This window comes from Acinetobacter sp. CIP 64.7 (assembly GCF_000369745.1).
GTDB classification, from domain to species: Bacteria; Pseudomonadota; Gammaproteobacteria; order Pseudomonadales; family Moraxellaceae; genus Acinetobacter; species Acinetobacter fasciculus.
Genome location: NZ_KB850179.1, coordinates 1,162,285 through 1,184,401 on the forward strand (window position 1 = coordinate 1,162,285; position 22,117 = coordinate 1,184,401).

At 43.9% G+C, this 22,117-nt stretch carries 13 protein-coding genes and 1 pseudogene; 8 read left to right on the top strand and 6 right to left on the bottom strand.

Annotated elements, in window-relative coordinates; translation table 11 throughout:
- Positions 1-154: 154 nt before the first annotated feature.
- Positions 155-772, top strand: coding sequence for a rhomboid family intramembrane serine protease (locus F890_RS12175; protein WP_004646259.1), 618 nt, complete (start codon positions 155-157; stop codon positions 770-772).
- A gap of 219 nt (positions 773-991) precedes the next feature.
- Complete coding sequence (locus F890_RS12180) at positions 992-2,533, top strand: hypothetical protein (RefSeq protein WP_005267100.1); 1,542 nt, start codon at positions 992-994, stop codon at positions 2,531-2,533.
- Between the two features lie 347 nt (positions 2,534-2,880).
- Here F890_RS12180 and F890_RS12185 read toward each other — a convergent pair whose 3' ends face one another.
- Positions 2,881-4,500, bottom strand: a complete 1,620-nt coding sequence (locus tag F890_RS12185; RefSeq protein WP_017397809.1) for an inorganic phosphate transporter — start codon at positions 4,498-4,500, stop codon at positions 2,881-2,883.
- A 536-nt stretch (positions 4,501-5,036) separates the two neighbouring features.
- Here F890_RS12185 and metH point away from each other — a divergent pair.
- The 3 genes from metH (at position 5,037) to F890_RS12200 (ending at position 10,813) form a co-directional block, all read left to right on the top strand.
- On the top strand, positions 5,037-8,723 hold the full coding sequence (gene metH, locus F890_RS12190) for a methionine synthase (RefSeq protein ID WP_005267104.1): 3,687 nt from the start codon (positions 5,037-5,039) through the stop codon (positions 8,721-8,723).
- A 282-nt stretch (positions 8,724-9,005) separates the two neighbouring features.
- Positions 9,006-9,884 carry a TIGR02391 family protein gene (locus F890_RS12195; RefSeq protein WP_005267113.1) on the top strand — a complete coding sequence of 293 codons (879 nt, stop codon included), beginning with the start codon at positions 9,006-9,008 and terminating at the stop codon, positions 9,882-9,884.
- Positions 9,881-10,813, top strand: coding sequence for an IS5 family transposase (locus F890_RS12200; RefSeq protein ID WP_005103080.1), 933 nt, complete (start codon positions 9,881-9,883; stop codon positions 10,811-10,813). Before F890_RS12195 ends, F890_RS12200 begins: the two co-directional genes overlap by 4 nt.
- Positions 10,814-10,977: 164 nt before the next feature.
- Here F890_RS12200 and F890_RS12205 read toward each other — a convergent pair.
- Both F890_RS12205 and F890_RS12210 read right to left on the bottom strand, forming a co-directional pair.
- A pseudogene (locus tag F890_RS12205) lies at positions 10,978-11,232 on the bottom strand (endonuclease domain-containing protein); the annotation flags it as partial.
- Between the two features lie 64 nt (positions 11,233-11,296).
- Complete coding sequence (locus F890_RS12210) at positions 11,297-12,529, bottom strand: transposase (protein WP_004730312.1); 1,233 nt, start codon at positions 12,527-12,529, stop codon at positions 11,297-11,299.
- 371 nt (positions 12,530-12,900) lie between these two features.
- Here F890_RS12210 and dhaK point away from each other — a divergent pair, with 371 nt between their 5' ends.
- Positions 12,901-14,631 carry a dihydroxyacetone kinase subunit DhaK gene (gene dhaK / locus F890_RS18245; protein WP_005267115.1) on the top strand — a complete coding sequence of 577 codons (1,731 nt, stop codon included), beginning with the start codon at positions 12,901-12,903 and terminating at the stop codon, positions 14,629-14,631.
- Positions 14,632-14,753: 122 nt separating this feature from the next.
- Here dhaK and F890_RS12220 read toward each other — a convergent pair whose 3' ends face one another.
- Positions 14,754-16,028 (bottom strand): glutaminase, encoded by a 1,275-nt coding sequence (locus F890_RS12220; protein ID WP_005267116.1) that lies wholly within the window; start codon positions 16,026-16,028, stop codon positions 14,754-14,756.
- A gap of 343 nt (positions 16,029-16,371) precedes the next feature.
- Here F890_RS12220 and F890_RS12225 point away from each other — a divergent pair, with 343 nt between their 5' ends.
- Positions 16,372-17,478: a GGDEF domain-containing protein gene (locus F890_RS12225; protein WP_005267117.1), complete on the top strand. Its 1,107-nt coding sequence runs from the start codon at positions 16,372-16,374 to the stop codon at positions 17,476-17,478.
- An 18-nt stretch (positions 17,479-17,496) separates the two neighbouring features.
- Here F890_RS12225 and F890_RS12230 read toward each other — a convergent pair whose 3' ends face one another.
- Both F890_RS12230 and F890_RS12235 read right to left on the bottom strand, forming a co-directional pair.
- Positions 17,497-18,303 (bottom strand): SDR family oxidoreductase, encoded by an 807-nt coding sequence (locus tag F890_RS12230; protein WP_005267118.1) that lies wholly within the window; start codon positions 18,301-18,303, stop codon positions 17,497-17,499.
- A gap of 20 nt (positions 18,304-18,323) precedes the next feature.
- Positions 18,324-18,995 carry a hypothetical protein gene (locus tag F890_RS12235; protein WP_005267119.1) on the bottom strand — a complete coding sequence of 224 codons (672 nt, stop codon included), beginning with the start codon at positions 18,993-18,995 and terminating at the stop codon, positions 18,324-18,326.
- A gap of 175 nt (positions 18,996-19,170) precedes the next feature.
- Here F890_RS12235 and F890_RS12240 point away from each other — a divergent pair, with 175 nt between their 5' ends.
- Positions 19,171-22,065, top strand: a complete 2,895-nt coding sequence (locus F890_RS12240) for a valine--tRNA ligase (protein ID WP_005267120.1) — start codon at positions 19,171-19,173, stop codon at positions 22,063-22,065.
- The last annotated feature ends 52 nt before the right edge of the window (positions 22,066-22,117 follow it).

Sequence of the window (22,117 nt, forward strand, 5' to 3'; positions counted from 1 at the left end):
ATAATTTCCTCAAGCTCAAGCGGCCATTTTAACTGAAGATGCGGGGTAATTTTTAAAAATCAACTAAAATTGTCGGATTTATTATAAAAGTACAACTTTAGCTTAATTTTAATGGCATGATAATTGGCAAATAGGCACCCTTAGAATCATTTATATGCTTGATTTACCTTTTAATCATACCGTGACCATTATTCTGATCACCTGTATTGTGTCATTTATTGCTTTCTCCAAAGAGACGGTGATGAATCGCCTGATTTTCTGGCCACCGGCACTGCAACGTGGACAATATGACCGCTTTATTACGCATGGCTTTATCCATGCGGATGGAGCTCATCTCTTGTTTAACATGATTACCCTGTTCTTCTTCGGCAGCGTGATTGAAAGCTTTTATCGTCAATATCTGTATGACCTGGGTTTTATCCTGTTTTACCTCGGTGGTCTGATCGCAGCGATTCTGCCAAGTTACCTGAAGCATAAAAATGATGCGCGCTGGGCCAGTCTAGGTGCTTCCGGTGCAGTGTCAGCTGTGCTGTTTGCCTATATTCTGTTTGAACCTTGGAAGTTGATCTTTGTGTTCTTCATTCCGGTTCCTGCCATTATTTTTGCTGTGCTGTATGTAGCCTATAGCATTTGGTCAGGCAAAAAAGGCAATAGCAACATTAATCATAGCGCGCATTTATGGGGAGCGGCTTACGGGGTGGTCATGACGATTATTCTGGAGCCACGCCTGATTCCGCATTTCCTGAATAAACTGATGCAGGTTCCGTTTTAATCAGGTTTTTTAAATATTGAAGGAATAAAGCTACATATGAGTTAAGCCTCATATTTCTGCTGAAAATGGATAAGAGAGCTACTGCTCTCTTATTCGTTTGAAACATCTCGTAATATATTAGAAAGTGATGATGTCACTTAATGCCAATCTTGGACTGAATTTTGCAGCGATAATGTATACATCTGTATATTAATTACTGTCATTCTCGAGATATTTTGCATGTCCATTACACCAGACGGTCTTCAATTTCCTCTTCAGTCTCCGCAACAAAAACCAAGTAGCTCCAAAGCAGGACGCGCGATCATCGCAGCAGCCTTAGCCAATGTCGATTCACACAGTTCTCAACAGGCACAATCAGAAAAAAACTGGCGTAAACACTACACAGTACATTTTAAGCAACTGGTCGAACAGGGACTGAGTTCTCCTGAAGCCAGCTTGAAAATTGCTGAAGATGGATTGGCAAAGGCCCATCAGACTTTTGAATTTTACCGTGATGGTCAAAAGTATGTATTACAAGATGCTTTAACTCTGCCCGCAGGTCAGTTGCATACCTTCAAGCTGACAGGTAATAGCAAATCGGCACCAGAATGGTATGTGCCTTACCACGGTCAAAAGCTGCAAGGTGACGCCTTATTGGAGCAGATTGAGCGCTGGGAAAGCCAAGGCATTGTGGAAACCAGCCATGCCAATGCCCTGCGTGAATGTGTGGTGCATCCTGAATGGTTTGATCTTTCCGATCGGACCACGGTGCTGTTTGGTGCAGCATCTGAAGCCGGTCCTCTGACCTGGCTGGCGAAATGGAAAGCCAATATTGTAGCGATTGATCTGCCGAATACCCGTGTATGGGGCAAGATTGTTGATACCATCAACCAAGGCAATGCCACGCTGTATGCGCCATGTACTGAAGACCTGCCTGCTGATACTTCACTTGATATTTTAAAAGAAAAACTGGGGGCGAATTTGCTGACCCAGATTCCTGAAATTGCCAAATGGTTATTACAATTCGAACAGGATCTGGATCTGGCTGCAATTGCCTATCTGGATGGTGAAAAGCATGTTCGGGTCTCCATGGCGATGGATGCCATCATGCAGCATGTCAGCCAGCAAAAAGCCAATACCAGCCTGATGTACATGTGTACGCCGACCGATGTTTATGCGGTTCCGAGTGAAGTGATCGAAGCCTCTAAAGTAAAATATACTGAACGCTCTAAGGTACAGACGATCCTTTCTAAAGGGGTTTCAGCTTTAAGCCGCAAACACTTTTTCCAGAAAAATGCGCATGAACTGATTCAGTCTGGTGATCAGGCGTATGGTATTTGTGACTGTCTGGTGGTTGAACAAGGCCCGAACTATGCGCTGGCAAAACGCATTCAGCAATGGCGTGCTACCTTAGCTCGTGCTCAAGGTCAGCGGGTCAGCATCAATATTGCCCCTTCTACTACGACCTATTCCGTGACCAAGAATCCGCTATTAAAAGCCGCATTTAACGGTGCCAGCCTGTTTGATGTTGAAGCCTTTGCACCTGAAACCACCAATGCAATTATGGCTGCACTGTGGATTCATGACCTTCGCAATCCAGAATCGGTGGCCAATCCTGAAGTGAAGCTGAACCGTCCGCTTGAATTGATGATGCATGGCGCAAATCATGGTGGTTTGTGGCGGGTTGCTTATCTGGCGCGTACCGCACTGCCTTTTGCTGCGCTGTATGGTTTTGCGACGGAGAAGTTACCAAAGGGATTGTTGAGTAAGTTAAAGAAGTAATTTAGTTCCTTCTTTCGAGACTTCTTCTACGTTAGATAAACTTTTATTTAATGTTTATCCCCTCACCCTTGCGAAGCAGTGCTTCTCATCTCCCAAAGGGAGAGGGAGCACTCATCATAAATTTTAGTAACTGTTAGATATCTGCCTACAAGCTACTTTTCTATCAGGTAAAAGAGCAAGATTTAGCGTCAATCCCCATATTTGAATATATAACGTAAAATCCCCCTCTCCTGAGCAAGTTTTAAAGCACCACTTTTAAAACGAAGCACAAGTGAGGGTTAGGGAGAAGTAAAAATCACCCATAAAAAAAAGCTGCTCTAGAGCAGCTTTTTTTATGTCTAAATAACTTAGAACACTTTTAACAGTACCCAGTACAAACTACCTGACAGACAGATCGTTGCTGGTAAAGTAAAGATCCAGGCAGACAGAATAGTTTTCACCATCTGGAAGTTCAGACCTGACTTGTTCGCCACCATGGTACCTGCTACTGCAGAGTTCAATACATGGGTGGTTGATACCGGCATACCAAAGCCATCTGCCGCTGCAATAGTTGACATTGCCACAAGTTCGGCAGACATACCCTGACCATAAGTCATATGCTGTTTACCAATACGCTCACCAACCGTCACGACAATACGCTTCCAGCCGACCATCGTACCCAGACCAAGTGCCAAGGCTGTCGCCACTTTTACCCAGGTCGGGATGTATTGCAGGAATGAATCCAGATTGTCACGGTATTCATCCACTGTTTTTTCCTGCGCAGCACTCATTGCCGGTAAAGCTTCTGCTTTATCCAGACGCTTAAATGCTGTAGTGCTCAGATACATGTCATTACGGAATTCAGATACTTGAGCTTCAGGAACATCCTTAATGCTGGTATAGCTACCGACTTTCTCACCCAGATGATCCGTCAAGCTTGCCAATGCAGGCACGACTTCAGGGGTAATTTCCTTGGTCTGAATGTACTTGGTGATCACATCACGAGCTTGTTCATCCGGAATATCCTGATGATTTGGATAGATCACATCCGCTGTTTGTGCAGATAACTGACCAAAAGACTGAATATGTTGTACATCCAGATTTTTGTTCAGCGAGTACGCCAACGGCACACAGCCGATCAGGATTAACATGATCAGACCCATACCTTTTTGACCGTCATTTGAACCATGGGCAAAGCTCACCCCAGTACAGGTAAAGATCAGCATGGCACGAATCAATGGTGGTGGTGGCTTGTTACCTTCAGGTGGCTGAAACAGTTCCAGTTGACGCTTGAAGATTTTTTTCACCAGCAGGAACACAATCGCAGCAAATGCAAAACCGATTAAAGGCGAGAATAACAGCGCCTTACCGACTTTCATCACCTGCTCCATGTCTATACCTGAAGCGCCAGTACCGGCATTCAGAATATAGTTCATGATGCCCACACCCAGAATCGAACCGATCAGGGTATGTGAACTGGATGCTGGAATACCGAGGAACCAGGTTCCCAGATTCCAGAGAATAGCCGCGATCAGCATGGCAAAGACCATGGCAAAGCCTGCTCCGGAGCCGACATTCATGATCAGCTCGACCGGCAATAACGCAATAATGCCGTAAGCGACCGCACCACTGGCCACCATAACCCCAAGGAAGTTACAGAAGCCGGCCCACATCACTGCGACAGGAGCTGAAAGTGCATTGGTATAAATGACTGTGGCCACAGCATTGGCGGTATCGTGAAAGCCATTGACGAACTCAAAGCTCAACGCAATAAAAAGTGCCGTCGCTAACAAAATAACTGAATACAAGCCCAAGGCCGGTACATGCGCTAAATCTGCAGACAACTGGAAGCCGATATAAATCAGCGTAGTGATAATAAGAGTCAGGAACACCGGCATAAAGAATTTCGGTGTTGGCACATGAACATTGGTCGACTTTTGGGAAGCCGACCCGTGTGCTGAATCTACGGGAGTTTGATTAGGATTCATGCAAGCAGGAATAGAGGATTCAAGAATCCCCATATTGTTCAGTTAAATTGTGACAATTATATGACAAACTGCTGTCATATGAAGCAATTATTTGGATTTTCTTACTGCTATTCGTCCTGTTTAATTCCGACTAAAACACTAGATTTTGATTTTATAAATCAATTACTTAAGAGAGTATTCCAGCTTATTTAAGCTTAGCAACCGCACATATTTTGCTACCAAAACGATTCATGCCCTACCTGTCATCAAGCAGAGCAAAAATTTCATTTGCACAGCATAAGCCATCAATATGACAATTTCATGAATGAAAGCATCAGCTTAATTTTCTGATCCTGTTTCTTGTCTGTAAGGCATCGAATCAGATTCGAGATTGCATTATTTTCTGATCCGCATGTTAAAACTTGTTGTTTTTCTAGATGACTTATCAAATTTTCATATCATGCTTATCCATCATTCTGAGCAATCTCAGCAGAAATCAGCCAACTAATCTGCTAAGATTAGCGTCGTTTTTTTTGATTTCTGCTGAGAAAGTTTGAATGTCTACACTTACCACTTTAAAAGGACTTCTTGCCAAAAGAATTTTAATTATCGATGGTGCGATGGGTACCATGATCCAGCGCCATAAACTGGAAGAAGCCGATTATCGTGGTGAGCGTTTTGCTGACTGGGCCTATGATCTCAAAGGTAATAATGATTTGCTGGTGCTGACTCAGCCACAAATCATTCAAGGCATTCATGAAGCTTACTTGGAAGCTGGCGCCGACATTATTGAAACCAACACCTTTAACGGTACCCGCGTTTCAATGTCGGATTACCATATGGAAGATCTGGTTCCCGAGATTAACCGTGAAGCAGCGCGTCTGGCCAAAGAAGCCTGTGCCAAATATTCAACGCCTGAAAAACCACGCTTTGTGGCAGGTGTGATTGGTCCGACATCGCGTACCACCTCTATTTCTCCAAACGTGAATGACCCGGCGTTCCGTAACATCACCTTTGATGCTTTAAAAGTTGACTATATTGAATCAACCAAAGCCTTGATCGAAGGTGGTGCAGACATCATCCTGATCGAAACTGTGTTCGATACTTTAAATGCCAAAGCTGCCATCTTTGCAGTAAAAGAAGTCTTTAAAGAATTAGGCTATGAACTGCCAATCATGATTTCAGGTACGATTACTGATGCATCAGGTCGTACTTTAACCGGTCAAACCGCTGAAGCCTTCTGGAACTCTATGCGTCATGCAGAGCCGTTATCTATCGGCTTTAACTGTGCCCTAGGTGCAGATGCGATGCGTCCACATGTGAAAACCGTGTCTGATGTTGCCGATACCTTTGTTTCAGCGCATCCAAACGCTGGCTTGCCAAATGCCTTCGGTGGATATGATGAAACGCCGGAAGAAACTGCCGCATTTATTAAAGAATTTGCTGAAAGCGGCTTAATTAATATTACCGGTGGTTGCTGTGGTACTACGCCGGATCATATCCGCGCGATTGCAAATGCTGTTGCAGGCATTACCCCTCGTCAAATTCCTGAAATTGAACCGGCGTGTCGTTTAAGTGGTTTAGAGCCATTTAATATCACCAAAGATTCACTGTTTGTGAACGTCGGTGAACGTACTAACGTCACCGGTTCGAAAAAATTCCTGCGTCTGATTCGTGAAGAAAACTTTGCCGAAGCGCTTGATGTTGCCCGTCAACAGGTTGAAGCCGGTGCACAGATCATCGACATCAATATGGATGAAGGCATGCTCGATTCGCAAGGTGCGATGGTGCACTTCCTGAATCTGATTGCTTCTGAGCCAGATATTTCACGTGTGCCCATCATGCTGGATTCTTCTAAATGGGAGATTATTGAAGCGGGCCTGAAATGTGTGCAAGGTAAAGCTGTGGTGAACTCGATTTCCCTGAAAGAAGGTCATGACGAGTTTGTCGAACGTGCCCGCCTCTGCCGTCAATATGGTGCTGCGGTGATCGTGATGGCATTTGATGAAGATGGTCAGGCCGATACAGCTGCGCGCAAAAAAGAAATCTGCAAACGTTCATATGATGTTCTTGTGAATGAAGTAGGCTTCCCGTCTGAAGATATCATCTTTGACCCGAACGTCTTTGCGATAGCGACCGGTATTGAAGAACACAACAACTATGGCGTGGACTTTATTGAAGCGACTGGCTGGATTAAACAGAACCTGCCAAATGCGATGATTTCTGGTGGTGTGTCGAACGTATCATTCTCGTTCCGTGGTAACGAACCGGTACGTGAAGCGATTCACTCGGTGTTCCTGTACCATGCCATTCAGCAAGGCATGACTATGGGTATTGTAAATGCCGGTCAGATGGCGATTTACGATGACATCGATAAAGAATTGAAAGAAGCGGTTGAAGATGTTGTTTTAAACCAGAACCAGGGTGAAAGCGGTCAGGAAGCAACCGAAAAACTGCTTGCTGTTGCTGAAAAATACCGTGGTCAAAGTGGTACGCAAAAAGCCGAAGAAAACCTTGAATGGCGTAATGAATCTGTTGAAAAACGGCTTGAATATGCATTGGTAAAAGGCATCACCACTTATATCGACCAGGATACTGAAGAAGCGCGTTTAAATTCTACACGACCACTGGATGTGATTGAAGGTCCATTGATGGCGGGTATGAACGTGGTCGGCGACCTGTTCGGTGCCGGTAAAATGTTCTTGCCGCAAGTAGTCAAATCAGCACGTGTGATGAAACAGGCTGTGGCGTGGTTGAACCCGTTCATTGAGGCCGAGAAAACCCAAGCTGAAGCTAAAGGTAAAATCCTGCTGGCTACGGTGAAAGGTGATGTACACGATATCGGCAAAAATATCGTGGGTGTGGTATTAGGCTGTAATGGTTATGACATCGTGGATCTGGGCGTGATGGTGCCATGCGAGAAGATTCTGCAAACTGCGATTGATGAAAAAGTTGATATCATCGGTTTGTCTGGTCTAATCACGCCGTCACTGGATGAAATGGTGTTTGTTGCCAAAGAAATGCAACGTAAAGGCTTTAACATTCCACTGATGATTGGTGGTGCAACGACTTCTAAAGCGCATACCGCAGTGAAAATCTCACCGCAATATCATAATGATGGCGTGCTTTATACCGCGGATGCTTCGCGTGCCGTGGGTGTAGCCACGCAGTTGCTCTCTCCTGAGATGAAACCTAAGCTTTTGGCTGACTATGCAGCGGATTATGAAAAAATCCGTACCCGTCTTGCGAACAAGCAACCGAAAGCGGCTAAATTGTCTTATCAAGAATCGGTTGAAAACGGCTTCAAGATCGACTTCGACAAGAATGCACCGGTTAAGCCGAACTTCATCGGTTCAGAAACTTTCACAAATTATCCGCTTGAAACTCTGGTGGAATATTTTGACTGGACGCCGTTCTTTATTTCATGGAGCTTGGCGGGTAAATTCCCGAAAATCCTTGAAGATGAAGTGGTGGGTGAAGCAGCGCGTGACTTGTATGAACAAGCTCAAGCAATGCTGAAAGACATCATCGAGAATAAACGTTTTGATGCGCGTGCGACGTTCAGCATTTACCCTGCAAACCGTGTAGCGGCAGATACAGTTGCGGTTGTGGATGAAACAGGCAATGTAACTCACAGCTTCGAACACTTACGTCAGCAGTCTGACAAAGTGACAGGTAAAGCGAACTACTCTTTGGCTGACTTTATTGCGCCAAAAGATGTCGCTCAGGATTACTTGGGTGGCTTTGCCGTGTCAATCTTCGGTGCGGAAGAGTTATCTCAAGAATACAAAGCCAAAGGCGATGACTATAACGCAATTATGGTTCAAGCCTTGGGTGACCGTTTTGCAGAAGCATTTGCGGAGCACTTACATGAGCGTATTCGTAAAGAGTTCTGGGGCTACCAAGCAGATGAGCAGCTTTCAAATGAAGAATTGATCAAAGAGAAGTATGTCGGTATTCGTCCTGCACCGGGCTACCCTGCTTGTCCTGAGCATTCTGAAAAAGCACCACTCTTTGATTGGTTAGGTACAACCGACAAGATTGGTACGTACTTGACGACGAGCTTTGCGATGTGGCCACCTTCATCAGTGAGCGGTTTCTATTATGCAAACCCTGAAACTGAATACTTTAACGTGGGTAAAATCTCTGGCGACCAGTTGGAAGATTATGCGAAGCGTAAAGGTTGGACGTTAGATGAAGCGAAACGTTGGTTAGCACCGAATTTGGATGATTCTGTGGTGTAATCCCCCTCCTTGCGAAGCGATGCTTCTCACCTTTGATAAAGGGGGAAGAATCCATTCGTATCGAATAAAAAATCCCCCTCAATCGAGGGGATTTTTGTTTTTAATCTTTTAATCCCCCTAAATCCTGAGCCATATATGTCGCTAGGTTAAAGAGGGACTTCCACGTATCAAATTATTTACGTGACAACTCCTCCCTTTTTAAAGGGAGATTGGGAGGGATTAATTGATATAAATAAAACAATTACTTAAAATGAATAAATACTAAAAATTGAACATTAAATAATGGCTATCATAAAAATTCTAGATTCAGGAAGTTTAGAGTCAATATGTAAAATTCTCGGTGAAACGAATGATGGACTTTCTGGAACTGAGATAGGCAAATATCTAGCAGAATGTCATATCCCTGACCTTCAACCGAATATCACCAAATGGAAACGTCTATACGAAGCTTTAAATAGCAAACAACACAATGACCGTTGCTCAAATCATATTTTAGCTTTTATAAAGCACGTTATGCGCCCATCGAGACACATAAATAGGAAGGAGTGGTTTGAATACATAAGAAATGATTTAAATTTTGCTTTATCTTTCGAAGGTTTTGAATTAACAGAAAGTGGAGAAATCAAGTACGCTGAAAAAGTTCAAACTTTCAGTGAGGCTGAAGCACGAGCAAAAAATTTAAGAAAATCATTATTAGATAGAAAAATTCATCCTGATGTACTTACTTTCTGCAAAGCAGAATTACTTTTAGATAACTATTTTCATGCAGTATTTGAAGCTACTAAAAGTATTGCTGAGAAAATCAGACTTAAAACGAATCTAACTTCTGATGGAGCTGAATTAGTTGATCAAGCTTTTTCGTATAAAAATAAAGTGCCTTATTTAGCCTTAAATAATTTAACCACACCGAGCTATCAGAGTAAACAGAATGGTTTTATGCATTTACTCAAAGGCATATTTGGAACATTTAGAAATACTACAGCCCATGCTCCCAAAATTACATGGAGTATAGATGAACAAGATGCCTTAGATATATTATCAACAGTATCTTTAATTCATAGAAAATTAGACAAAGTAATTGAAGCTAAAAAAATGTATGAAGGGGCTTTGTTGCACAAACCTAGCATCAAAAGCTTATTCAGCAATATAATTTCAAAATGAATAAGCCTGCCTCTAAAATCTACCGTACAACCAATTGGTCATCCTATAACCGAGCCTTAATTAACCGAGGTAATATTTCCATTTGGTTTGATCCAAAGACTCAGTGGTATGCACAATCACAAGGCAAGCAAGGTCGAAATCAAACCTACTCCGATACAGCGATTCAATGCTGCTTAATGATCAAATTACTATTCCGACTCTCTTTACGTATGGTCACAGGTTTTGTTCAAAGTCTGATTAAACTCTCTGGATTAGATTGGACAGCTCCGGATTATTCCACCCTTTGTCGTAGACAAAAGCATATTGATATTGCGATTAGCTATCAAAAAAGTAGTGATGGACTGCATCTACTCGTAGACTCTACTGGTTTGAAGTTTCTTGGTGAAGGTGAATGGAAACGCAAGAAACATGGGGCTGAATATCGTCGCCAATGGCGTAAGCTTCACATTGCTATAGATGCTAAAACCCTGCAAATACGTGCAGTACAACTCACCACAAATAATGTCAGTGATTCTCAAGTACTCGAAGATTTACTTGCTCAAATTCCCTTGGATGAACCAATTGATTCTGTTTATACAGATGGTGCTTATGACACAAAGCACTGCCGACAAGTCATTTTAGATCGAGATGCACATGCGATCATTCCACCTAGAAAGAATGCAAAGCCTTGGAAGGATCAGCAAGCGAGGTCTATAGAGCGGAACGAATTATTAAAGACAGTCAAACGGCTAGGCAGATCGCTTTGGAAAAAGTGGTCTGGTTATCACCGTCGAAGTTTGGTTGAAACCAAGATGCATTGCATCAAATTATTAGGCGATAAATTAACAGCGCGGAGTTTTCCAAGTCAGGTGAATGAGATCCATGCACGCATGGCAGTCTTGAATAAATTCACAGAATTAGGTCGCCCTCATACCCAAGTTGTCTCTTAAATTTGAGTAGCTTAAGGGAACTCAGCCTTTCAAACCTTTATGCAACAAAGCCGTATGAAGGGCAAATATAATCCCTCCTAACCTCCCTTTTGAAAAGGGAGGAACAGCACGAATCCAAAACCATCATAAAATTCGCATGAAGTCCCTCTTTCTCAAAGAGGGATTTAGGGAGATTCTTGTTGAATAAATTGATAAATCACTTCTACCACATTATCCAACTGTTCGATCACCTGCCCGTTATCAAACCTAAGCACTTTCAATCCGAGTTGAGCCAAGGCTTCATCTCGGACCCGATCCGCTTCTAAGCCTTCATTTGTAAAGTGTTGACTGCCATCGCACTCAATCACCAAATTCACAGCAGGACAGTAAAAATTCACGATGTAATTTAAAATTGGCTTTTGCCGATAGAACTGCAAACCTCATATTTACTTTACAAAATCCCTCACCCCGACCCTCTCCCAATGGGCATAGGTATCTACACATCTATGAGATACCTAATGCCATTGTGGCTATCTCATTGAGTTCATCTATTGAATATTCCGAGAGCAGTTGAAGAGTGTTCAGTAAAATCGAAAGCCCTGCCAATAAGGCAGGTGCACTTTCCAACCTACCTCTTTTCTGCTGCCGACCTGAAAGACGGGTGAGAAATACACGAATTTTCTGATGGTGTTCATCTTCAGAACGCTGGATTCGCCAAGTTAAAACACAAGCCATACAGCTAATCAGTAACCGCCTTAAAATGGCTTCAGGTCTGGTCTGAAGCCATGCTTCAATATCATGACCTGCCTGCTTGAGCAGCTTGAAATAGCATTCAATTGTCCAGCGCCAGTAATACCAGGTCGTCATCTCTACCGTAGTAATCTCTGATGGAACATTGCTGATTAGTGACCATCTTGCGACGGTCTTATCCTGATCATCTTTCACTACGGCAACAATTAATCTGGCTTCAATCGCACTCCCTGGCTGGGGAGCAACCCGTTGGCCTGAATCGTCATTTCTCTTCGGTTTTGCTGCACGTGTTATCCGGATAGCAGTTTCTCCCACATGCAACATATGCCGGTTTCCTTTATAGGCAATCGGCTGGACCTGCTGCGTTTCTACTCGTTCTGCGGCTTCTGCAACTTTGCATGTTTTGCCCTGATGCTCAATTCGATGGCCTTCTTTCGCCCGAATCAGCCATTTAAAACCCTGGCTGCTCATTTCCCTTAGGTGGGCAATGGAGTCACCTTCACGATCAATGATATGAACACATGTTTTCTCAATGGGATATTGTTCAATCACTTTGATTTGTTCGGTAAGTGAATCTAGATGAGATTTGCGCCCAGCAGAGTGTTGACTGAATGTGGAATAGCAGCCTGAGGCATCTGATAGTGTCTGCGCCAGTGGCGCAATAGGTAGTCCCGAGGCTGCATCAACCAGCAGACTGCTTTGCAATTCATAGCCTGAATCATATTGATGGGTTCTTTGCAGGCGCTGAATTTTATGATGGTGTTTCACATACTGTAGCTGAGACCAGTCATGAACAATCAATGCATATTGATGCGGTGATGCCTTGATCTGTTCACATGCAAGATGTTCAATTGGCTGGTTTAACTGACTAAAAGAGATTTTGTCATTATTCAGGAATCGCCAGACCGCTTGTGTGGTTGCGAAACTCGACTTTTGGGCAGAAGCCAGGTCTTTGATTGCCGGAGCAAGTGAAGCAAGAGGGTTCATATTGAGCTTTACAAGGCTGTTATAGCGCTTGACAAGACGCTGATCCAGGCCAGAGATGTTAAATTGAAGAGCATGCTCTTCAATTTAACGCAAAGTTCAGGAATTGTGTAGATACCTATGCCCAATGGGAGAGGGAGCATTCATTACTATTTAAATGCTGACATAAATTTATGAATAGACATTCCCTCTCCTTTTAGGAGAGGGTTAGGGAGAGGTAAAATTTAACAACCAATAAAAAATCTGAAACTGCCCCTTTTCTAACCGCTCACCCCAAAATCATCTGTTTTTACACTTTTCAGTCTGCAAATTTCAAACATTTCCATAATAATAAAACTTTACACATCTCCCAGAATACGTGAAGGCCTTCCTCCATGAAAAAACTCATCAACAACCCTGAAAACTTGGTTGTCGAAATGTGCAAAGGCTTTGTCCTTGCCCATCCTGAACTACAATTTACCGAATCCCATAAAATCATTTCACGTAAAGAGAAACACAACAACGTGGCACTGATCAGTGGCGGTGGCAGTGGTCACGAACCTGCACATGCAGGCTTTGTGGGTACTGGCATGTTAGACGCGGCCGTGTGTGGTGATGTATTTGCATCACCTTCTCAAATTCAGGTCTACAAAGCCCTGCAACATGTCGCGACAGACAAAGGTGTACTGATGATCATCAAAAACTATTCTGGCGATATGATGAATTTCCAGAATGGTGCAGCTTTGGCAGCAGAAGATGGCATTAAAGTCGATTATGTCAAAGTGGCGGATGATATTGCCGTTAAAGATAGCCTCTATACGGTTGGTCGTCGTGGCGTGGCGGGTACTGTATTTGTACATAAAATTGCAGGTGCAGCAGTATCAAAAGGTTTAGAGCTTGCGGAAGTCAAAGCCGTGGCTCAAAAAGCAGCAGATAACGTGATTAGTCTTGGTTTCGCCTATACCTCATGTACCGTTCCTGCCAAAGGCACACCCACCTTCACCTTGGCGAATGATGAAATGGAATACGGCGTCGGCATCCACGGCGAACCGGGTATCCGTCGTGAAAAAATCCTGCCATCCAAAGAGCTGGCACAACGTATTATCGATGACCTGTTTCTGGACCGTCCTGATCTGACTGAAGTTGCTGTTCTAGTCAACGGCTTTGGTTCAACGCCAATGCAAGAACTGTATGTGTTTAACAATGATGTTTGCGAACATCTGGCGCGCAAAGGCATCAAAATTTATCGCACTTTTGTCGGCAACTACATGACCAGTATCGACATGAATGGTGCATCAGTGTCTCTTTTGGCAGTCGATGATGAGCTAAAAGGCTACTTAGATGCAGAAGCCAACACGCCTGCTCTTAAAATGGATGGCTCAGCAGCACAGCCTTTAATTTTCTCAACAAAAAATGCCGCAGCAGAAGATGTCATAAATACGGAAATCGAAACTCAGCCTGAACATGCTGAAATTCAAAATGAACAGTTCACGATAGAAAATATGCGTTATGTGGTCGATGTGATGGCTGCCTGTATTATCAAAAACGAAGTGTCATTCTGCGAGCTGGATGCCCATGCAGGCGATGGCGATTTTGGTATGAGTGTTGCCAAAGGCTTTAAACAACTGAAACGTGAATGGCAAAGCCTGATTCAAGCACAACAGATGGATGAATTCTTGCTGAATAGTTCCATCATTATTATGGAACATTGTGGCGGTGCGTCAGGGCCAATTTGGGGTTCAGCATTCCGTGCGGCTAGCAAAGCCATTCAAGGTAAACAAACTCTAAGCGTGGCAGATTTTGCCGAGATGCTGCAAGCTGCGGTCAAAGGTATTCAAGTGACTGGTGAGCGTTCATTTGGTCGTGGTGCTGTGGTCGGTGATAAAACCCTGATTGATGCACTTGTACCTTGCGCAGACTCTTGGTCAACCAATACCGACAAGACGTTTAAAGAAAACTTTGTCTTGGGTGCAGAGGCTGCGGTAAAAGGTGCAGAATCTACCAAAGAGATCGTAGCGCGTATGGGCCGTGCCGGTACGGTGGGTGATCGTAGCCTAGGCTATCCGGATGCAGGCGCACACGGCTTAGGCGTGATCTTTACGGACATTGCCCAGCATATTAAATAAGCTTTGCAAGATTTGAAAAGAGCCTCGATACTGTTCGGGGCTTTTTTATATTTCATTTCCTTTACTGAGCAAGTTTTAAAGCACAAGTAAGGAAAGACATTGCTCATCCTCATGAACATGGTCTAACTAAACTTCTCCAAATAGCGCTCTAACTCTTCTGTCACCACTACCCGCTTATTGCCTTTCACCTGTTCCTCACTCAATACGCCTTCTGAATCAATGACCACCACTTTGTGTCCAGCTGCTTGTAAACGTTTGACCCCTTCAAATAACATGCGTGCACCCACATCATGAATCAGAGTCAAATTGGTCAGGTCTATGACTATACGTGTTTTAGCGTCTGGCTCATCCTGCAAAATCCGCAGCAACATTTCCGATTCGGTAAATTGCAACACGCCGCGCAGCTCATACACGACAATGTCATTGTTCTTCCCTGCTGTATAACGACTTTGCAAAATAGTCTGTGCCGATGGCGTCCCTTCCATCAGATGCAAGCCCATGTCACGTGACAAACGCTCAAAAATATCTACCCCACGTACACTATGCCCATGCTCATCAATTTTAGGAGAAAAAACCACAATTCCCACCTGCCCAGGCAATACCCCGATAATTCCGCCCGATACACCACTTTTAGCAGGAATGCCCACCGTAGTCAGCCAGTCACCCGCCGCATCATACATGCCACAGGTCATCATCACGCTGAGCACTTGGCGCACTACATCACGCTCTAACAACTGTTTGCCAGTTTTGGCCTGAACACCACCATTGGCGAGCACACTACAGATATTTGCCAGATCTTTGACCGTCACTTTAATCGCACATTGCTTGATATATCCATTGACGATTTCTACCGGATCCGAATCCAGCACACCTACGGTACGTAGCATATAGCCAATCGACAGGTTCCGGAATGCAGTTTTGACTTCCGACTTATACACCTGCTTGTCGAATTCCAGTTGACGTCCTGCCAGCTCACTTAAAAAACGGCGTAAGCATTCCGCACGTGAAATGCCTTTTTGTACCGGAATCAAAGAATGCGTAGTGATCGCACCCGAGTTAATCATTGGATTTTTAGGAAGATTGGTTTCTTTATCTAGCGAAATCTGATTAAAAGCCTCTCCTGAAGGTTCAACGCCGACCTTTTCCAGTACTGCTGGAATTCCCAAATGCTGCAATGCCAAGGCATAGGCAAAAGGCTTGGACATCGACTGCATGGTAAATTCGGTTTCATCATCTCCCGTGGAATAAATCGTGCCATCCACCGTGGTCAGCGCCAAAGCGAACTTGTTTGGATCTACCGCTGCCAGTTCAGGGATATAATCAGCCAAAGCGCCCTGATCATTATCATGACAGACCGTTAATACATGCTGGAGATAATCGGGCACCGGGGTTTTCATTCAGATAGATCCTTTATATTTTCATCCTGTTTCCACCTTAAATTTTCAGGATAAAACTACAAGTCCAAATTGGTAGCATTTTATAAATACGTCCATCGATTTGGACTAAAACAAATGCCTTTTCAGCTCAATGATCATCAGGAGTAAGGGGCATTTTGATATTATTTTTTTGAGTTTTTATAAAATATCGAGCGGTTCAACAGGTCATTTCGATTAGTTTGATTATCCATTTTATTTATATTTTTCATCGTAATAAATGATATTATTCACCCACCTGCTCACATTATAATCTAACACGCTGATCCTGGATTTGAATTTTTACAGTCTACTCGTGCCCAGCATCATGTCGAGCCTGGGGATCATCACGCTGAGTATTTCCTATTATAAAGGCTTACCTAATTATTTAAGATCTTATGCTTATGCACTGATTCTGATTGGTGTAACGATATTACTCAATACCGTTTTATCTGCAGCAGTTTTAGTTGAAATCTCCAGTTTCATTGCTGCTCTTTACTTCTTGTCCTGTACCTTTCACAGCAAAGCCATTTATGAGCGTTTAAAAATCGACTATGTATGGCCAAACTATATTTACCTGATTGCCTTGGGTGCGTTTGGCATTTACTACTTTACCCAAGTGACTGCTGACCAGACTGCCCGTTTGCTGATTATTGGTAGCATTACTGCGGCAATTTATTTGCACCGCCCGATTGCCTTTATTCGGACGAGTACACGCTTACGTATCGACAGTTACCTGAAAATTTTTACCCTCGCGACCGCGTTCATCATTATGGGTCGTGCCTTGCTATTCTCTGTTTTACTTGAGGATCAGGGATTTGTCGCCCATTACGAACCGGCATGGGCATTTACGCAGCTGCTCCTGCTGCTGATTGATCTGATCTTTTTAGGTTTATTCATTGGCTGTGCAATTTTGGATCTGGTGCGAAAGTTGCAACGGGAGCGCCATCACGACCCGCTGACCGGATTATTAAACCGCCGTGGCTTTGAAGCCTATATTCAAAAAATAGATCCTAATCCTGCCTTACAGCATGCAGTTTTGATGGCAGATTTAGATCATTTCAAAGCAGTTAATGATCGTTATGGACATCAGGTCGGTGATCTGGTTTTACAACATATCAGTCAGATATTTAAAGCTAACATTCGCAGTAAAGATCAGGTTTCACGGATTGGCGGTGAAGAATTTCTGCTCGTCTTGCATAATATTCAAAAGGATGCCGCCTTTAAAATTGCTGAACGGATCCGGTTGCAGCTTGAAGAAACTCCATTACATCATGAACAGCAGCATATTTACCTGACTATCAGTATCGGGGTCAGCTTCTTTAACCATCCTACTCAAATTAAAGAAGCCATGTTAGCGGCCGATCATGCCATGTATCAGGCCAAACAGATGGGCCGCAATCAGGTTCATTTCGCGCAAGAGAAAATTGCCTGAATTTGATCAGGCTTTAAATTATTTGACCTTGGTTTTGCGAATCATTTTGTATAACACCTTGGGTGAAATACGCGAAACCAGCACACCGAGTTTTTCTTTCTTGCCGCCAATCACAATATATTCTTCGCCACACTGCAAGGCTTGTACGCTTTGACGGGAAAAATCCTCTGCCGACAACCCATTTTCAATCGCTTCATCCTGCTTGGCTTGCGGTTTGCCTTCCCCATTTAAAGCATTAAACGACACATTGGTTTGAACAAAGCCAGGGAAAATCACCGAGACCTGCACGCCCTGATCAGCCACTTCAGCACGCAAGCTGTTGGCCCACATATGAATCGCTGCTTTGGCTGCGGAATAGGATGCGCGATACTGGGTACCGAGCAAACCTGCCACACTGGAAATAAACACGATACGACCTGTTTTTTGTGCCAGAAAGGTCGGTAATACCATTTTGGTGAGAAACACCTGCGAGAAATAATCCACTTCCATAATGGCACGTTCAGTCTGCATGGTGGTGTCCTGAATCAAAGCACGTTGACTCAGCCCAGCATTATTAATCAGCCAATCGATCCGGCCTTTTTGTTGCAAAACCTGTTCATAAGCATGACGAACCTGACTTTCATCTGTGATATCGGCAATGACTGAAATATGCTGATCTGCATTGGTGAGACTTTGGCGAACATTTTCCAGTTCTGCATGCCGGCGTGCAGTCAGTACCACCTGGGCTCCGAGTTCAGCACATTGCTGGGCAATCGCCTTGCCAATCCCTGAAGATGCGCCGGTAATCCAGACCACTTTTCCATTTAAGTCTTCAACTTTCGCCATGAAATCCTCTTTCCCTTGTTTTAATGAATATGGTGCGGCATTTCATCTTCCAGAAATACCAGCAAATGCTCAAAATAATAACTCATGGTATCGGCATCATAGATGCTACCGAGCTTGTCAAAACGTTTATAGCCTAACTGGGTGGTTAAATGAATCACCCCATTCAAGGTTTTATCGACCACGACATTAAATTTCAACATTTTTTTCGGTTCACGGATTAAATGCGTCACCCCTTGATCGACCACCTGAGTAAAGGCTTTTAAAGCGGGTGATACATATTGGTGATTACCATTTTTCATCTGGTCAATACAGCCGAGCAGTTCCATCACCAGCAATTTTTCTACCGGATAACGGACAAAAGCATCACCTTGATACTCATAGGTCATGCGATGCAAATAGTTCACCATAGGCATCAGCCGCTCATTGCCAAACAACGAAACCGACCACGGCATATATTTACGGGTGTTATGCATAATCTGCTGAATCACTTTTTCGGAATCACTGTCCGGTGAATTGGCCAGCTGCACCACCTGACCAAAAATCTGGTCAATAATTTCACAGGCCATATCGGCCAGATTTTCACCTAAGGGTCTGGCAAGACTGTCTCGCTCACCGGCATTTAATCTGGAATGAAGATCTTTAAAGCGCTGATGGGTTTCGGGTTGAAGCTTCAGGGAAATGCTATAGCTCATCTTATTATCCTTTTTGATATGCTGCGATGAGTCGCGTTTTTTTATCGTTCTATCATACGATGAGTTGCTATACATGCCAATTGGCTAAAGTTTGCATTTGGTTAAGCTGCCGCACGCACTATTTTTTTTGCTACAATAGATGCAATTTTTCATTCACTTTTGATCTGTTTAGACTATGACTGACTCAGCGCAAAATATCGCGACAACCTACGATCCGACCGAGATCGAGAAAAAATGGTACCAAACTTGGGAAGAGCGTGGTTACTTTAAGCCGTCTGAAAAAGGCGAATCTTTCTGTATCATGATTCCGCCACCAAACGTCACGGGTAGCCTGCATATGGGTCATGGTTTTAACAATGCCATCATGGATGCCTTAACCCGTTTTAACCGTATGTCAGGTAAAAATACTTTATGGCAACCGGGTACTGACCACGCCGGTATTGCAACACAAATGGTTGTAGAGCGTCAGTTGGGTGCACAAGGCATTAGCCGTCATGACCTGGGTCGTGAAAAGTTCATCGAAAAAGTATGGGAATGGAAAGAACAGTCTGGCGGTAACATTACCCGTCAAATTCGTCGCCTAGGTTCTTCGGTTGACTGGTCACGTGAACGCTTCACCATGGATGATGGTTTATCAAACGCGGTAAAAGAAGTGTTTGTAAAACTGCACGAAGAAGGTCTGATCTACCGCGGCAAACGTTTGGTGAACTGGGATCCAAAATTACAAACTGCGCTGTCTGACTTAGAAGTTGAGTCTGATAAAGAAGAAGCAGGTTCATTGTGGCACTTTAAATACTTCTTTGAAGATAAATCACTACGCACGCACGATGGTAAAGATCACATCGTAGTTGCAACGACGCGTCCTGAAACATTGTTAGGTGATACCGCGGTTGCGGTTGCACTGGATGATGAACGTTATGCTGCGCTTGTTGGCAAAAACATCATCCTGCCAATCACTGGTCGTGCGGTTCCAATCGTTAAAGACGAATATGTCGATAAAGAATTCGGTACAGGCTGTGTGAAAATCACCCCTGCGCATGACTTCAATGACTATGAAGTAGGTAAACGTTGCGAATTGCCAATCATCAACATCTTCAACAAAAATGCTGAAGTGTTGGCTGAGTTTGAATACATCGCGAAAGCGGGCGAGCAAATTTCTAAAACTATTCCTGCACCTAGCGAATATGTTGGTTTAGAGCGTTTTGAAGCACGTAAAAAGATCGTTGAACAAGCGGAAGCTGAAGGCTGGTTAGATCAGATCCAACCATACACCTTGAAACCACCTCGCGGTGACCGTTCAGGCGTGATTGTTGAACCTCTATTGACGGATCAATGGTATGTGAAGATTGCACCACTTGCTGAACCTGCAATTAAAGCAGTGAAAGATGGCGACATCAAGTTCGTACCTGAACAGTACAGCAACATGTACATGGCATGGATGAACAACATTCAAGACTGGTGTATCTCGCGTCAATTGTGGTGGGGTCACCGTATCCCTGCTTGGTACGATGCGGAAGGTAATGTTTACGTTGGTCGTGACGAAGCTGAAGTTCGCGCGAAAAACAACATCCCTGCCGACGTTGAGTTGAACCAAGACGAAGATGTACTCGATACATGGTTCTCTTCAGGTCTCTGGACATTCTCAACTTTAGGCTGGACTGGCGACGAAGCAAAAGACAAAGCAAACTACTTCTTGAATACCTTCCACCCAACAGATGTATTGGTGACAGGTTTTGACATCATCTTCTTCTGGGTTGCCCGCATGATCATGCTGACCATGCACTTCATGAAGAATGAAGATGGTACGCCACAAGTACCGTTTAAAACTGTGTACGTTCACGGTTTGGTTCGTGATGGCGAAGGTCAGAAGATGTCTAAATCTAAGGGTAACGTCCTTGACCCATTAGACCTGATTGACGGTGTTGATCTTGAAACTTTAGTACAAAAACGTACCACAGGTTTGATGAACCCGAAACAGGCAGCGAAGATTGAAAAATCGACCCGTAAAGAATTCCCTGAAGGGATTCAGTCTTACGGTACCGATGCAGTTCGTTTCACCTTCTGTGCGCTTGCAAACACTGGTCGTGACATCAAGTTCGACATGAAACGTGTTGAAGGTTACCGTAACTTTGCCAACAAGATCTGGAACGCAACGCGTTTCGTGATGATGAATGTCGAAGGTCAAACGATTGGTTCAGAAGCACGTCAAGACCTATGGGAATTGCCTGAACAATGGATCGTAAGCCGTCTGCAAAAAGCGGAACAAGCGGTGCAAACAGCATTTGCAACCTACCGTTTAGATCTGGCTGCGCAAGCGATTTACGAGTTCATCTGGAATGAATACTGTGACTGGTATGTTGAGTTAACCAAACCGGTTCTGAATGATGAAAATGTATCGAAAGAGCGTAAAGCTGAAGTACGTCGTGTTCTTCTTTCGGTGATGGAAGCGTCTTTACGTTTGGCTCATCCGTTGATGCCTTATCTGACTGAAGAAATCTGGCAAACACTTGCGCCTAAACTCGGTATTACTGGCGAAACCATTATGTTGGCGCCGTACCCGGTTGCTGAGCGAGCATTGATTAATGACCAGGCTGAAGCAGATATGCAATGGCTGCAAGGTTTGATTGGTGCAGTACGTAACATCCGTGGTGAAATGGGCTTAGGTAATGCACGCTTGTTGCCTGTTCTGCTGCAAAATACGACTGATGCTGAAAAAGCGCAGATTGCACGTATTGAACCGTTGTTCAAAGCATTGGCGAAAGTTGAAAGCATTACCTTCTTGGCTGATGGCGAGCAACCACCATTATCTTCTTCATCTGTTGTTGGTCACGTATCTGTATACGTTCCAATGAAGGGCTTAATTGACCCGAAAGCGGAATTGGGTCGCCTACAAAAAGACTTAGACAAGATTCAAAAGCAACATGACCAAATTGCCACTAAACTTGGCAATGAAGGTTTTGTCGCGAAAGCACCTGCTGCTGTGGTTGAAGGCGAGAAAGTAAAACTTGCTGAGTTTGCTGATCAGTTAGCGAAGATTAAAGCGAATATGGAGCAGATTGCAGCGCTTTAATGTGTTGTTAGTTTGATCTAATTTGTGTATAAAGGGCTGATTATTCAGCCCT

Excerpts from the sequence above, each read along its gene's own strand:
- F890_RS12240 (WP_005267120.1), top strand. The coding sequence starts at position 19,171 with ATGACTGACTCAGCGCAAAATATCGCGACAACCTACGATCCGACCGAG.
- F890_RS12195 (WP_005267113.1), top strand. The coding sequence starts at position 9,006 with ATGGCTATCATAAAAATTCTAGATTCAGGAAGTTTAGAGTCAATATGT.
- F890_RS12225 (WP_005267117.1), top strand. The coding sequence starts at position 16,372 with ATGTCGAGCCTGGGGATCATCACGCTGAGTATTTCCTATTATAAAGGC.
- F890_RS12180 (WP_005267100.1), top strand. The coding sequence starts at position 992 with ATGTCCATTACACCAGACGGTCTTCAATTTCCTCTTCAGTCTCCGCAA.
- dhaK (WP_005267115.1), top strand. The coding sequence starts at position 12,901 with ATGAAAAAACTCATCAACAACCCTGAAAACTTGGTTGTCGAAATGTGC.
- F890_RS12210 (WP_004730312.1), bottom strand. The coding sequence starts at position 12,529 with ATGAACCCTCTTGCTTCACTTGCTCCGGCAATCAAAGACCTGGCTTCT.
- F890_RS12220 (WP_005267116.1), bottom strand. The coding sequence starts at position 16,028 with ATGAAAACCCCGGTGCCCGATTATCTCCAGCATGTATTAACGGTCTGT.
- F890_RS12175 (WP_004646259.1), top strand. The coding sequence starts at position 155 with ATGCTTGATTTACCTTTTAATCATACCGTGACCATTATTCTGATCACC.
- F890_RS12185 (WP_017397809.1), bottom strand. The coding sequence starts at position 4,500 with ATGAATCCTAATCAAACTCCCGTAGATTCAGCACACGGGTCGGCTTCC.
- F890_RS12230 (WP_005267118.1), bottom strand. The coding sequence starts at position 18,303 with ATGGCGAAAGTTGAAGACTTAAATGGAAAAGTGGTCTGGATTACCGGC.
- metH (WP_005267104.1), top strand. The coding sequence starts at position 5,037 with ATGTCTACACTTACCACTTTAAAAGGACTTCTTGCCAAAAGAATTTTA.
- F890_RS12200 (WP_005103080.1), top strand. The coding sequence starts at position 9,881 with ATGAATAAGCCTGCCTCTAAAATCTACCGTACAACCAATTGGTCATCC.
- F890_RS12235 (WP_005267119.1), bottom strand. The coding sequence starts at position 18,995 with ATGAGCTATAGCATTTCCCTGAAGCTTCAACCCGAAACCCATCAGCGC.